Annotated in this window: 18 protein-coding genes; 16 read left to right on the top strand and 2 right to left on the bottom strand. The window is 59.8% G+C overall.

Annotated features, from left to right (window positions below; all coding sequences use genetic code 11):
• Nucleotides 1-52: 52 nt before the first annotated feature.
• Nucleotides 53-1384 (bottom strand): MFS transporter, encoded by a 1332-nt coding sequence (locus GN300_RS07225; RefSeq protein ID WP_063316029.1) that lies wholly within the window; start codon nucleotides 1382-1384, stop codon nucleotides 53-55.
• A gap of 157 nt (nucleotides 1385-1541) precedes the next feature.
• On the opposite strand from GN300_RS07225, the gene GN300_RS07220 reads away from it, so the two are divergent.
• From GN300_RS07220 to GN300_RS07200, 5 genes are all read left to right on the top strand, one after another.
• Nucleotides 1542-2705: an LLM class flavin-dependent oxidoreductase gene (locus GN300_RS07220; RefSeq protein WP_042447073.1), complete on the top strand. Its 1164-nt coding sequence runs from the start codon at nucleotides 1542-1544 to the stop codon at nucleotides 2703-2705.
• A gap of 150 nt (nucleotides 2706-2855) precedes the next feature.
• Nucleotides 2856-3392, top strand: a complete 537-nt coding sequence (locus tag GN300_RS07215; protein ID WP_007729952.1) for a hypothetical protein — start codon at nucleotides 2856-2858, stop codon at nucleotides 3390-3392.
• Nucleotides 3393-3479: 87 nt separating this feature from the next.
• Nucleotides 3480-3680 carry a hypothetical protein gene (locus GN300_RS07210; protein ID WP_233405586.1) on the top strand — a complete coding sequence of 67 codons (201 nt, stop codon included), beginning with the start codon at nucleotides 3480-3482 and terminating at the stop codon, nucleotides 3678-3680.
• A gap of 3 nt (nucleotides 3681-3683) precedes the next feature.
• Nucleotides 3684-5078 (top strand): site-specific integrase, encoded by a 1395-nt coding sequence (locus GN300_RS07205; protein WP_082845722.1) that lies wholly within the window; start codon nucleotides 3684-3686, stop codon nucleotides 5076-5078.
• Between the two features lie 102 nt (nucleotides 5079-5180).
• Nucleotides 5181-5621 (top strand): hypothetical protein, encoded by a 441-nt coding sequence (locus GN300_RS07200; RefSeq protein ID WP_063315631.1) that lies wholly within the window; start codon nucleotides 5181-5183, stop codon nucleotides 5619-5621.
• A 5-nt stretch (nucleotides 5622-5626) separates the two neighbouring features.
• On the opposite strand, the gene GN300_RS07195 is transcribed toward GN300_RS07200, so the two are convergent.
• A complete protein-coding gene (locus tag GN300_RS07195) occupies nucleotides 5627-6055 on the bottom strand; it encodes a helix-turn-helix domain-containing protein (protein ID WP_063315632.1) in 429 nt (142 codons plus the stop codon).
• A gap of 173 nt (nucleotides 6056-6228) precedes the next feature.
• On the opposite strand from GN300_RS07195, the gene GN300_RS07190 reads away from it, so the two are divergent.
• The 11 genes from GN300_RS07190 (at nucleotide 6229) to GN300_RS07140 (ending at nucleotide 12004) form a co-directional block, all read left to right on the top strand.
• Nucleotides 6229-6462 carry a helix-turn-helix domain-containing protein gene (locus GN300_RS07190; RefSeq protein ID WP_156511709.1) on the top strand — a complete coding sequence of 78 codons (234 nt, stop codon included), beginning with the start codon at nucleotides 6229-6231 and terminating at the stop codon, nucleotides 6460-6462.
• A gap of 81 nt (nucleotides 6463-6543) precedes the next feature.
• The gene (locus tag GN300_RS07185; protein WP_156511710.1) at nucleotides 6544-6714 is read left to right on the top strand and encodes a hypothetical protein; all 171 of its coding nucleotides are present in this window, start codon (nucleotides 6544-6546) and stop codon (nucleotides 6712-6714) included.
• A complete protein-coding gene (locus GN300_RS07180) occupies nucleotides 6711-7655 on the top strand; it encodes a hypothetical protein (protein ID WP_063315634.1) in 945 nt (314 codons plus the stop codon). The genes GN300_RS07185 and GN300_RS07180 overlap by 4 nt, the downstream gene beginning before the upstream one ends.
• Nucleotides 7652-8719, top strand: a complete 1068-nt coding sequence (locus GN300_RS07175) for an AAA family ATPase (RefSeq protein WP_063315635.1) — start codon at nucleotides 7652-7654, stop codon at nucleotides 8717-8719. The genes GN300_RS07180 and GN300_RS07175 overlap by 4 nt, the downstream gene beginning before the upstream one ends.
• Before the next feature lie 35 nt (nucleotides 8720-8754).
• Nucleotides 8755-8979, top strand: coding sequence for a hypothetical protein (locus GN300_RS07170; protein WP_063315636.1), 225 nt, complete (start codon nucleotides 8755-8757; stop codon nucleotides 8977-8979).
• Nucleotides 8976-9290, top strand: a complete 315-nt coding sequence (locus tag GN300_RS07165; protein WP_063315637.1) for a hypothetical protein — start codon at nucleotides 8976-8978, stop codon at nucleotides 9288-9290. Before GN300_RS07170 ends, GN300_RS07165 begins: the two co-directional genes overlap by 4 nt.
• A gap of 72 nt (nucleotides 9291-9362) precedes the next feature.
• On the top strand, nucleotides 9363-10364 hold the full coding sequence (locus tag GN300_RS07160) for a hypothetical protein (protein ID WP_063315638.1): 1002 nt from the start codon (nucleotides 9363-9365) through the stop codon (nucleotides 10362-10364).
• 15 nt (nucleotides 10365-10379) lie between these two features.
• Nucleotides 10380-10955: a hypothetical protein gene (locus GN300_RS07155; protein WP_063315639.1), complete on the top strand. Its 576-nt coding sequence runs from the start codon at nucleotides 10380-10382 to the stop codon at nucleotides 10953-10955.
• Nucleotides 10956-11090: 135 nt separating this feature from the next.
• Nucleotides 11091-11447, top strand: a complete 357-nt coding sequence (locus GN300_RS07150; RefSeq protein WP_063316030.1) for a hypothetical protein — start codon at nucleotides 11091-11093, stop codon at nucleotides 11445-11447.
• A 201-nt stretch (nucleotides 11448-11648) separates the two neighbouring features.
• A complete protein-coding gene (locus GN300_RS07145) occupies nucleotides 11649-11792 on the top strand; it encodes a hypothetical protein (protein ID WP_156511711.1) in 144 nt (47 codons plus the stop codon).
• A 5-nt stretch (nucleotides 11793-11797) separates the two neighbouring features.
• Nucleotides 11798-12004 carry a hypothetical protein gene (locus GN300_RS07140; protein WP_063315640.1) on the top strand — a complete coding sequence of 69 codons (207 nt, stop codon included), beginning with the start codon at nucleotides 11798-11800 and terminating at the stop codon, nucleotides 12002-12004.
• Nucleotides 12005-12053: the final 49 nt, after the last annotated feature.

The following is a 12053-nucleotide window of genomic DNA, read 5'->3' as shown; positions in this document are numbered from 1 at the left end:
TCTATGCGTATCTAGTAAATGTCCAAGAGAAGTGAATATTCAGGTGTGATCGCTACAGATGCAGATCACGCTTCCTGATCGCCGCAGTGGCGACGACGCTGATCGCCGAGGTGGCCACCAGATATCCACAAGCCAGCCACGGTGAACCGCCGCTGGCGCCGATCAGTGCCGTCAGAATCAGAGGTGTGACGCCGGAGGCGTAGATACCCGAGAACTGGTAGACGACCGACAACCCGGTGTACCGGATTTCTGTAGGGTAAAGGCTCGCATACAGGGTTCCCTGGGCACCGTAGAACAAGGCATGAATCACTCCGAAGACCACGACCATCGCGACTCCGAAGAGCAGGAGATTCTCGGTACCGAACAGTGCGAAGGCGGGGAAGATCGCGAGGCCGTACGCGGCGATGCCCACGATGTAGACCCGTTGCGGGCCGAACCGATCGGTGAGTAAACCGGAAAACGGCAGCAAGATCGCCATCACTACTGCGGCCACGGTGACCACAAGAAGTACGGGAACCTTTTCGAAATGCAGCGTCTTGGTTGCATACGTGATTGCAAAGACGCCCCAGGTGTTGAACGCGGCGCCCTCGCCCCAGCGAGACAACATGCCCAGTACGGTGTTTCGCGCGGCTTTTCCTTGAAAGACTTCCCTGAGCGGGGCGGACGAGCGCTGTTCGAGGTCGCGAACGGCCTGAAATGCCGGCGTCTCGTCGACCTTCAAACGGACCACCAACCCCACGATCACGAGCACCAGGCTCAGGACGAAGGCGATGCGCCAGCCGAAACGGAGAAACTGGTCGTCGTCGAAGACTGTTTGAAGCAGCGCGAACATTCCTGTGCCCAATGCCAACCCGAGAGCCAATCCGATCTGCGGGATGCTGCCGAACAGTCCACGCTTCTTCTCCGGACTGTGTTCGACCGCCAAGAGAACAGCTCCGGCCCACTCACCACCGAGAGCAAATCCCTGCAGGATACGAAGCAGCAGAAGCAGAATCGGCGCAACGACTCCGATCTGAGCGGCGGTCGGAAGAACGCCCATCATCGCCGTCGCGATACCCATGATGAACATCGTGAGAGCAAGCGTCTTCTTGCGCCCGATGCGATCGCCGATGTGACCGAACGCCACTCCACCGATGGGGCGAACGAGAAAGCCGACTGCGAAGGTCGCAAAAGAAAGCATGGTCCCGACAAAGGAACTCTGGTTGGGGAAGAACAGTTGGTTGAAGACGAGGCTCGCGGCCGTCGCATAGAGGAAGAAGTCGTACCACTCGACCGTTGTGCCGAGCAGGCTCGCGGCGACGACGGTTCTCAATCTGGATCGCCGCTCGTCGTCGGTCTCGTTCGAGAACGGTGAATTGTGCTCGACTTCGGCAAACGTGGTCATCGGAGCCCCCGGGTCGCGGTGCAAATTCACGAAGGTATCGCCGGAGCCGAAAGTGGGCACCCCCAGCGATCAGGGTGATTTCAACCCTGTTCTTCGAGGTGGACTGTGGTTGTAATGACAGAAGAGTTCTGCCTGTTCGTCGACGAAAGGAATCACCGTGTCACTGCGCTTCCACTGGTTCTTGCCTACTTACGGTGATTCCCGGAATCTGATGGCGGGTGGACACGGCAGCTCGATGTCCGGTGATCGTCCGGCGACGCTGAAGTACCTCAATCAGATCGGCGCGGCCGCCGAGACGAACGGCTTCGAGGCCGTTCTCACACCCACCGGCGCGTGGTGCGAAGACGCATGGCTGACGACAGCGATGATGGTCGAGACCACCGAGACGCTCAAGTTTCTGGTTGCTCTGCGACCGGGATTGCTCAGCCCGACGCTGGCCGCTCAGATGGCCGCTACCTTCCAATGGCAGTCGGGTGGTCGTCTGCTGCTCAACGTCGTGACCGGCGGGGAGGACCACGAGCAGCGCACGTTCGGTGACTTCCTCGACAAGAACCAACGGTACGCACGATGCGGCGAGTTCCTCGACGTGATCCGCCAGTTGTGGTCCGGTAACGGTCCGGTTGATTTCTCCGGCGAGTACGTCAACGTGGAAAAGGCTACGCTGCAGCGCATTCCGGATCCGGTACCGCCCATCTTCTTCGGTGGATCGTCGCCGGCGGCCGGAACCGTCGCATCGCGTTACGCGGATACGTATCTCACCTGGGGTGAGACGCCGTCCGCTGTTGCCGCCAAGATCGCCTGGATTCGCGACCTCGCGGAAGTTCAAGGTCGTCACCTCGACTACGGAATCCGTCTGCATGTCATCAGCCGGGACACCTCGGAACAGGCATGGGCAGAAGCGGATCGGCTGCTCAGTGCGCTCGATCCGGCGACCGTCGAGCAGGCTCAGGCGAGTCTTGCGCGATCCGGCTCCGAAGGTCAGCGTCGGATGCTCGAATTGCACGGCGGCGGTTCGGCTTACAAGGAGGGCGTCGGAGCGAGGTCGCTGGAGATTGCGCCGAACCTGTGGACCGGCGTCGGATTGGTGCGAGGGGGTGCAGGCACCGCATTGGTCGGTTCGCACCAAGAAGTGGCTGATCGGATTGCCGAGTACGCGGCGATCGGCCTGGATCACTTCGTATTGTCGGGCTATCCCCATCTCGAAGAGGCGTATCAGTTCGGTGAGGGTGTGCGTCCGATCCTCGAAAAGCGTGGATTGGTAGCACCGCACGGTTCGGTCGGCGGACCGGTGCGAACGCCCTTCGTCTCCAGTGGGAACTGAGTCGAACAGCGAGCTCTTCGAGAAGGGGACGTTTGTCCCGATCTTTCGGGCACGGCCTCCCTCCGGGACTATTCACGCAATTCGGTCAGTAGATCCGATCTAGGCTGCGCACTGTTGCCGAACTCAAGGCGCAGTACGAAAGGATCCTCGATGAAGCTGGGCACGAGTGGAGTACGTCGCGTCGTGGGAACCGTGGCAGTCGCCGCTGCAACCGCGGCAGGCGTCGCGATGGTCAATCCTGCAACTGCGTCGGCCGAGGTGGTCCCACCGGTCGTCTCGTACAAGGTGACCGGAAACGATCTGGCACTGACGATCACGAACAACAACACGGGCATTGCCCCGTTGTGCCAGGCGTTTGTCGTCAACGCCGCGGATTCTGCTGCCGTGCTTGATGATCCGCTCAAGCTGCTCGATCCGAACCTTGTGGTGTACCCCAAGATCACCGACCCGTCCTCACTGTTCGCCGTCGGTAAGGGGCAGACGGTCACCAACACCGTGACCGATGTTCCGGACGGAACCTACGCCGTGCTCGGTGCCTGCTCCGATCTTCTCGATCTGGAGACGTTGGGTAAGCCTGTTCCTGGCGTGCCGAGCCTCGTTGTCATCGGTGGACCGTTCAGCGGCATCAATACCGGAAGCCTGAGCGACCTGTTCGGCAGCGGCAGCCTCGAAGGACTTTTCGGGTAGCTCACCGTCTGTCTCCCCAATTTTCCGACTGAGCGGTCTATTCTTCAGGCATCTGGTGATCTGACCGACTTGCCTGGAGGTTCGGAAATGCGAAGTCGTGGATTCAAACGCGTTCTCGGAAGCATTGTCGCGGCGTCGGCCGCCGTCGTGGGACTGGTTGTCATGACTCCGGCGTCGGCGTCGGCATCACCGGCGATTCTCCCGCCTCCGGTGTCGGTGAGCGCAGCGGACAATGCGATCACCTTCACCATCACCAATCCGAACCCGCGGTTCAGCTTCATCATCTGAAATATGCGCGACATTGCGCAGTGGTTACGCGCTATAGTGGCAGCAAAACGATGCGCAACGTACTCTATCCGTGCAATCATCAAGCACGTCGATGCGAAGTCATTGAGCACAGAAATGCGCACAGCCAGAGCGCCCAAAACAGGAGCCAACCACATGGCGAAACTACCCCGCGGAGTCCCCAAACCACACAAGACGAAAGACGGCGTCTGGGTCTGCCGCTTCTACGTCGGCACCGCAGCGAACGGCAAGCGGCTCGCCCGAACCGTCTCCTCCAAAGACTACGGAACATGCATCAAAAAGGCCGAAACACTTCGGGACGATATCGCCGCCGGCAACCTCGAAGACGAAAGCCGAATGAAAGTCAGCGCATGGCTCGACCACTGGGTCGACACCATCGCTAAACCGCGCGTGCGACCCCGAGTCTGGGAAGTCTACAAATCGGCAATCAAAAACAACGTCACCCCACACGTCGGCGGAAGATCACTCAAAGACCTGAAACCGGCCGACGTTAGAGCAATGCACAAAGCGATCATCGAAGCCGGTAAATCCACCCGAACCGCAGAAATAGCGCACAACATCCTCGGCCGCGCACTGAGAGACGCCAAAAGTGAAGGCCTCATCAAAGAGAATGTGTGCGAGATCGTAGACAAGCCGAAAGTCATCATGAAGTCGCGCGGCTCACTCACCTCCGACGAAGCACGCGAAGTTCTCACCAATGCCGCGAAATACAACATTCCCTGGGCGGCACGGTGGGCAATGGCGCTACTTACCGGATCTAGGCAAGGGGAATGCCTCGGCCTTACCTGGGACCGCGTCGACTTCGAGAACAATCTCATCGATATCTCGTGGCAATTGCAGCGTGTCCCCAGCGTTCACGGTTGCGGCCCTAAGTCAGCGGAGGGCAAATTCCCGTGCGGTAAAGCTGCCAGCCGAACGTCCACCTGCCCACAGCGCAAGTGGGATGTGGCCCCAGGATTCATGATGATCGACATAGGCGATCCCGTGCGAGCGCTCACACGACCGAAAACTACGCGCTCCATCCGCTACATTCCGATGATCGCGCCGCTCGCGGCAGCGCTGAAGGAACACAAGCTCCGATCTGCACCAAACCCTTACAATCTCGTCTGGGTTGGGGAGAACGGCCGACCAGTCGGAGCGGCTGAAGACTCCGAGGCTTGGGCGGACGCGCTCGCAGCAGCGAACGCACCCAAGGTGCCTCTGCATGCCGCGCGGCACACCACCGCGTCACTGCTCCTCGAAGCTGGCGTCCCCATCGAAGTGATCGCACAGATCCTTGGGCATTCGTCGGTCCTCATCACGGCCGGATATGCACACCTCAACCAGGACACGGCCCGTGCCGCCCTCGGAAAGCTCGACAACCTCGTTCAGATCGCCTGACATACAAAAACAGCCCCGAACCTTTAACTCTGAGTTAAGGGTTCGGGGCCACTTTTGTTTCTCTGACTAAGCTGCCCTACGGCTCGATCTGACCCTCGACGCGTGTTCGACGCTGATATCGGCAACAACGCATTCAAATCCCTGCATCTCCCCATCTGCGGGCCAATCGACCTCGCACCACAAGCTCGCCGCAAGAATGCTGTCGATCACCGCAAGGCCCTCAATGCGATGAGACAGTACGTGCACCGCAACGCCAAGCTCATCCGCAGCGCCAACCGCGGTACCGGACTCGCGCAACGCGACTTCCATCAACCGCACGGATGGGATCAGGTGAATCGCGGCGACCTGGTTAGCCTCCTCGCAATCACCCGCACCACGCGTCGACGCATGAAACCTGAGGTGGGCCTCACCGAATGCAGCTTCGCGAACAGACAGCTTGTCGCTGAGCAGGATCAGGTTCCTTCCTGCGTCGAGCGTGCCGTGGCGGCCACTGATCGGGACCGTGCACACTTTGGGTACACCGCCGGGGTCTGCTTCACGTAGTGCGCTCATGCTCGTTTCCTCTTGCCTTTGTTCGGCCGCATTCTATTTGCGTACTGTTCTAACAGCTCGATATCTGCATCAGATAGATCGCTCACGTCGATGGTTCGGGTCGCGGCAGCTCTGATGGTATCCGGTCTGTTGACGTACGTGACGTGACTTCCGGCAATTTTCAGGATTTCCTCGCGCGAAATGTCGAGTGCATCGGCTATCCGATTGAGGGTGTCGACTGTCGGCTTGAGCCATTTACGTTGCCCTGGATGACCTTTGACTGCTTGACCGCTCTCCACGTTCCGCCAAGACGCTTCGGCCATCTGTGCGATACGCGCGCCCTCGCGGATGGACTTAATTCCGGCGGCTTCGCGGGCCGATCTCACGTAGGCGGACAGCTCTAGCGCGAGGCTTTCTTCGCTCGATTCGTCCTTCGGTCTTCCCATGCGCAACAGTATGCGGCGCAATATTGCGCATGTCTAACGCGCGTTTCACTGCGCAGACCTGCAGATACGCGTCGATGCACGAATTGCGTTGACGTTCTTCATTGTTTTGCTTGCTACTGCGTAGCGTTGCGCATATAGTGATGCGCAGTGCCAGCTACGGAAGGAACCAGTCAATGCAGACCGAACAGATCGAAACGCACGCACATGAATGCACGCTCGGTGAGTTCTGGGATTACGAGATGCTCGCCGCGAAACTCAGACTCAGCCCGCGCACCGTTAAGACGTTGGTGTCAGACGGAGTGATCCCCGCGGTCATGGTGGGAAAGTCCCCACGATTCCGGCCACGCGACGTGGACGCCGCATTCACCACCCCGTACGTCCCAGCGAAGTACCGCGAACCCAGCTAGCCCACCCAAACCAAAAGTGCCCGACCCACCTCTGCCAGGAGGAAATCAGGGCCGGGCGTGCACGAAAGGAACCAACCAAACATGCCCCTCGACAATACCGCACTCGGATTGACTGAGAAGGATCTAGAACAGGACTACGACGAGATCCCCACGTGGGCACTCACGGTACTGGTGGTCGTCGGCCTCGGCGCCCTGTATGCCACCGTCTACAACACTCTTTACATCGCAGTCGCGATGGGGTGGCACGCATGACCGCCATCATCACGCCCGGAACCAAACCGTGGCAGCTCACCGTATCCGCGTCAAAAGTCCCCAAGATTTACGGCGTCGCGGGAGACTGGGGCGGACCCCGAAGCGTCTATGAACCGATGCGCGCTGCACTCATGGACGAACCGTTCGACGATGAACCGTCCTCGCAGATCCAGCGCGATGGGCACTTCCTCGAACCGGCCGTCCGGGCGATGTGGCATGACCGCAACCCCGAGCTGATCCTTCACGGCGAGGAAATCCAGTTCGTCACCGACGCATTCGGATTCCCTGCAATGGCAACGCCCGACGATCTAGCAACTCTTCCTGACGGCGAGCACGTCACCGTCCAGTTGAAGACCGACCGCCACGGGTTCAAATTCGGAAAACCGGGCACCGACGAGATTCCACTCGTCTACTACGTGCAAGTCTTGTGGGAATTGCACGTTGCCCGCCAGACGGATCCGACGATTGCCCGCGCATTCGTCGTCGTGGGGACTCCCTACTACGGCATTGCGGTGTACATCGTCCACTACAACGCGGAGCAGGCCGCAGCGCTCGAAGCGGTTTGCCTCGACTTCTACGTCAACAACGTGCTCGCAGGTGTCCCGCCGGCGGCCGACGGGTCGAAGGGCGACTACGACATCATTCGTCGACAGCATCCCGAGATCGAAGCGGACAGTAAGTGGGAGATCCACCCGCAACTCGCAATCGATCTGGTCACGGCGCAGGCCGATGCGAAAACGGTTGACTCGCGGATAAATAAGGCGAAGTCCAACATCCTCGACCGCGTCGGCAACGCGAAAGAAGTGTGGTGCGGAGGGCAGAAGATCGCCCAACGCCAACCCACGAAAAAGGGTGTCGCCCTCTACCCGGCACGCAAAGAGGTGGACCTCGACAAACTCCACGCACATCTCATCGACTTCGAAAGCGGGACAGCAGCATGACATCGATCAAGACACGCAAGCCGACCGGCGCTGTACCGTGGCCGCTCATTCTCGTGGAAGGTGGCGAAAAGACCGGGAAGTCCTGGGCGCTCGCAGAGTTCACCGCATCCGACAAGGTCGGCCAAGCTTATTGGCTCGACCTCGGCGAAGGTGCGGCCGACGAGTACGCGGCCATCGAAGGGGCGGACTACCTCGTCCTCGAACACGACGGAACGTGGCGCGACATTCACGGCCAGATCGCCGCCGTGAGGCAGGAAGCGCAGCGAGCTCACGACGCAGGGGAGAAGCCTGTCGTCTTGCTCATCGACTCAATGACCGCCGAGTGGGACATGCTCAAGGACTGGGTCGGCGGTCGGGCACGCCAGTCGAAGTACGCCATGAAGCAACTCAAGGAAGACCCGGACGCGGAGATCAAGCCCGCGATGAATTTGTGGAATGACGCGAACGATCGCCATGGCCGGTTGATGCATCTGCTGATGACTTTCCCCGGCATCGTTGTCGTCACGGCTCGTGGGAAGATGGTCGCCGCTCTCGACAACAACGGTCGGCCGATTCCGAATGAGAAGGAATACAAGGTCGAAGGACACAAGACGCTCGCGTTCGATGTGTCGGCATGGGTGCGCCTTTCGCGTGACGAGGCCCCGAAGATCGTGGGTATCCGCTCGGTGAATCACGGTTTGCGTCCTGGCGTCGATAAGCCGAAGCCGGCTCCGCAGTTCACTTTGGAGTGGCTGGTGTTCGATGCACTGAAGTGTGATCCGAAGACTGCGAAGGTGCGGGAGCTGCAGGCGCTGGATTCGACGCCTGATGCTGCGCCGGAACAGCCTGCGCAGCAGTCGCAGTCGGCTGCTGATCGGTTTGGCGCGCAGCAGTCGCAGGCCACTCAGGTGACAGCGGAGGAACTGGCTACGAAGGCTCGCGCAGCGGAAAGCATCAAGGCGTTGGGGGAGCTGTGGGGTCAGGTGAAGTTCCTGCCTGAGCCGGAACGTGAATCGGTCTACAGTCTCATCCGAGAGTTGAAGGCGGACATGACCGCGCGGGCTGCAGCATCGGAGGCGAGTTGATGGCCGCGGGGCCGGGAATTCGTCACAGGCGGCGAATGGAATACGCTCCCGGACACCGACTGTGGTCGAACTGCGAGCACTGCGGGAAGCGGACGTTCGAGAAGAAGGCTCATGCGAAGCTGGCACGCAAACAGGTTCGTGATGCTCCGCGCGGCGTGTACCTCTGCGAGTCCGGTTCCGGTTGGCACTTCGGCCGGATCCCCACCGCGGTGAAAGCCGGGGACACCACGCGGCATGAGCATTATGGTGACGTGGCATGACAACAGTTGAACGAACGTCCAAAACCGCCGTCGCCCCCGCCGAAGCCGGCCAAGACGAGCACCAGCCAGCCTGCACGGTCGGCGTCTTCCACGACACCCAATGGCCACCCTGCAACAACAACGCCACCTGGGAAATGTGCGCCCACGGATGCCAAGGCATCGGGCAAGACGTGACCGGCTACATCACCGCCCAAATCTGCGACCAGCACGCAGAACTCGCACGCAGCCTCCGCGCACCCATGCTGTGCCGGATGTGTGGGAAACCGTTCACCCACTGGGAAGACTATTTCCGGTATCTGCGCCGCCTCTAACCCTCCGAGGTGGTGGCCGGTTTGCCAGGACCAGCCACCACCTCACCCCAGCACTGCCGATAGGAACCAACCGTGCCGAAAGACAAGCGGATCTTCATCAACCTTGCCGTCGATATGGACCGCAACCCGAAGTATGTGAACCTTACCGACGGCCAGAAATGGTTGATCGTGAAGGCAATCATGCACTGCCGCGAGTACCCCAACGACGGGTTCCTTCCGCTGCCCGTTTGGATCAAGATGGGAACGAAGCGCAACAGAATTTCGGTGGAATCTTGCGGCGCGATTACGATTGACGAAGCAAAAAATGTCGCGATAGTTCACGATTATTGCGAGCACAATCAGACGATCGCAGAGATCGAAAAGGCCCGAGAATCGAAGATAACCGCAGGCCAGAAGGGCGGACAGGCTCGGGCGGCGAACAGGGCAGCGCAAGCAGAAGTAGAAGCAGAACGTGTAGCAGCTGCTAAGCAGGACCTCAAGCAGAATCAAGCAGAGATAGAGATAGATCTACTTACTAACGTAAGTAGATCAAAAGACTTGCCGGATTCTCCGGCGAATGCGAAGCCGAAACGCAACGGCTACACCCCCGAATTCGAAGAGTGGTGGAAGATCTACCCCCGCGGCGAAGCGAAGGGCGCAGCGTTCAAAGCCTACGAGAACGCCCGCCGACAAGTCGGCACACAGAGGCTCCTCGAAGCCGTCCGCGGATACGCCGCCGACCCGAACCTCCCTGAGCAGACATTCATCCCGTACGCCCAGAAATGGTTGAACGAACAGCGCTACGCAGATGGACCGCTCGCGCCACGCAGTCAGGCCCGAGATTCCCGTTACGGAAACTCATCGATCCCGTGCCACCCGAACGGCGTTCCGCTCACTCCCGCCGAAATCAAGTTCGCGCAAGGCGAATCACGCAAGGACTTTCCCAATGCCCAACTTCTCCAACTCGCAGGCATTCCGCTCAGCGACAAGCAGCGCCGCAACCTCGGAATGATCCCCGCCAGCGACAACCTCGTCATCGAAGCCGAACCCCCAGTCAGCCGACTACTTGCACCGCCTGCCAGGGCAACCGCATAACCGAAGGAACCAACCATGACCACACTCCACGCCGACGACATAACGACCTTGCTGCAGATGTGCCAGTCCTACGACAACCGGTACATCGACGGAATCATGGAAAACAGTTGGCACCACGCCGCGGACATTGCGCGCTGGGACATGGATCAAGCCGAAGAAGCGATCCGCATCCACTTCGCGACATCGACCGAGCGAATCATGCCCGGACACGTCACCGCCATCATCAAAACGTTCAAACCCACGCAACCATCCATGGACGAACTACGCTCCAACGGAACAGTTTCCGACAGGCCCGCAGTCGCCGCGATCGCAAACCAGGCATTCCGAGAACTGCAAGCGAACACGCAACCCAGTGACTACGAGAAGCAATCCCTCTCCGACGCACTCACCTGGTTCCGCAAAACGTGCCAATACGACCAGGCAGACGAACCGAAGTTCGAACAGTATGTGCGCGAGGGATTCTCGAAGTACGCAGCAGCCCGAAAAGTGTGGCCATGGCACGTCCCCGGCGTCGGGAAAGTGATGCGAACAGGCGAATCGGAGTCGATGAAGAAAGCGGCCGAGCAGGTACGTGAATCCCGTTCAGCCTGAATTTGGGGGTGAACGTAGGAGTGGTGAACATTCGGCCCGCAAATCGATTCTGACGGTTCCGGCATGTCGATACCCGCAACACGCCCCGAACATTCGTCACCGTCCAAACCAGCCAGGAAAGCGAGCAGTGCGAGCATGCCGATCAGACCTGAGAACCGACATCGATACCCGAAAGACTGGAAAGCCATCTCCCAACGCATCCGATTCGACCGAGCTAGCGGGCGCTGCGAATGCGCCGGCGAATGCGGTCGAAACACCCACGAAGGTCGATGTCCGAACGTCCACGGTGGGGCGGCGTACGGCACGGGCTCGAAGGTCATCCTGACAACAGCGCATCTGAATCACACCCCGGAAGACTGCGGTGACGACAACCTGAGAGCGATGTGTCAGGGCTGTCATCTGCATTACGACCGTGAGCATCACGCGGACACTCGTCGCGTGACGTTGCAGGCGGAGAGTGCGCAGTTCACGTTGTGGGGTGATGTTGCGTGACTGTGTGTCGTGGTTGTGGTGCGAGCTGGTTCGGTTTGCGTGTGTGTCATTGTGCGGCTTGTCATGTGCGGTTTGAGACGCCGGCCGAGTTCGATGCTCACAGGGTTCGAGGGAAGTGCGTTTTGCCTATTGCTAAGTGCGCAACGTTGCGCATATGATCGTCGTGTCGGATGCCAGTCCGGCACAACGAAAGGAACCAACATGAACGACGTAATTCTGCTGCACCAGATCGAGAATGAGGCGCACGCATACGACAGCGCGCGAACTGAAGCTGCACGCTTCATCTGCACCGGCGATCCTGATGCTCTCCTTGCGGCACTCGAAACACTGGCCGCGGCGAGCTGATCACCATGACCAACGAAGCACTCCTCGCGAAGATCGAGGACGTTAGGGCTGTGCGAGATCGGTTTACTGCCAGCGCGAAACGCACATCCAGTGAAGGCCGCGTCGACGATTTGACCCGCGCTCTGAAGCTAGCGCAGGAAAGCTCCAAGGAACTCGCCCAGCTCCACTCGGAGCGCATCGCACGCGGCCTCGAAATCCCCTCCAACGCTTAACCATCCGGGTTGGGGTGTCTGCCAGGGCACCCCAACCTCTCGAAAGGGA

The sequence above is a fragment of the Rhodococcus sp. Ni2 genome (assembly GCF_021352185.1).
Classification (GTDB): Bacteria; Actinomycetota; Actinomycetes; order Mycobacteriales; family Mycobacteriaceae; genus Rhodococcus_F; species Rhodococcus_F qingshengii.
Note: the sequence above shows the minus strand (reverse complement) of the source record. Positions and strands in the feature narration are given on the sequence as shown.

Bases quoted from the DNA above. Each gene is read 5' to 3' on its own strand.
- GN300_RS07225 (WP_063316029.1), bottom strand. From the start codon at position 1,384: ATGACCACGTTTGCCGAAGTCGAGCACAATTCACCGTTCTCGAACGAG.
- GN300_RS07215 (WP_007729952.1), top strand. From the start codon at position 2,856: ATGAAGCTGGGCACGAGTGGAGTACGTCGCGTCGTGGGAACCGTGGCA.
- GN300_RS07210 (WP_233405586.1), top strand. From the start codon at position 3,480: ATGCGAAGTCGTGGATTCAAACGCGTTCTCGGAAGCATTGTCGCGGCG.
- GN300_RS07205 (WP_082845722.1), top strand. From the start codon at position 3,684: ATGCGCGACATTGCGCAGTGGTTACGCGCTATAGTGGCAGCAAAACGA.
- GN300_RS07195 (WP_063315632.1), bottom strand. From the start codon at position 6,055: ATGGGAAGACCGAAGGACGAATCGAGCGAAGAAAGCCTCGCGCTAGAG.
- GN300_RS07190 (WP_156511709.1), top strand. From the start codon at position 6,229: ATGCAGACCGAACAGATCGAAACGCACGCACATGAATGCACGCTCGGT.
- GN300_RS07185 (WP_156511710.1), top strand. From the start codon at position 6,544: ATGCCCCTCGACAATACCGCACTCGGATTGACTGAGAAGGATCTAGAA.
- GN300_RS07180 (WP_063315634.1), top strand. From the start codon at position 6,711: ATGACCGCCATCATCACGCCCGGAACCAAACCGTGGCAGCTCACCGTA.
- GN300_RS07175 (WP_063315635.1), top strand. From the start codon at position 7,652: ATGACATCGATCAAGACACGCAAGCCGACCGGCGCTGTACCGTGGCCG.
- GN300_RS07170 (WP_063315636.1), top strand. From the start codon at position 8,755: ATGGAATACGCTCCCGGACACCGACTGTGGTCGAACTGCGAGCACTGC.
- GN300_RS07165 (WP_063315637.1), top strand. From the start codon at position 8,976: ATGACAACAGTTGAACGAACGTCCAAAACCGCCGTCGCCCCCGCCGAA.
- GN300_RS07155 (WP_063315639.1), top strand. From the start codon at position 10,380: ATGACCACACTCCACGCCGACGACATAACGACCTTGCTGCAGATGTGC.
- GN300_RS07150 (WP_063316030.1), top strand. From the start codon at position 11,091: ATGCCGATCAGACCTGAGAACCGACATCGATACCCGAAAGACTGGAAA.
- GN300_RS07145 (WP_156511711.1), top strand. From the start codon at position 11,649: ATGAACGACGTAATTCTGCTGCACCAGATCGAGAATGAGGCGCACGCA.
- GN300_RS07140 (WP_063315640.1), top strand. From the start codon at position 11,798: ATGACCAACGAAGCACTCCTCGCGAAGATCGAGGACGTTAGGGCTGTG.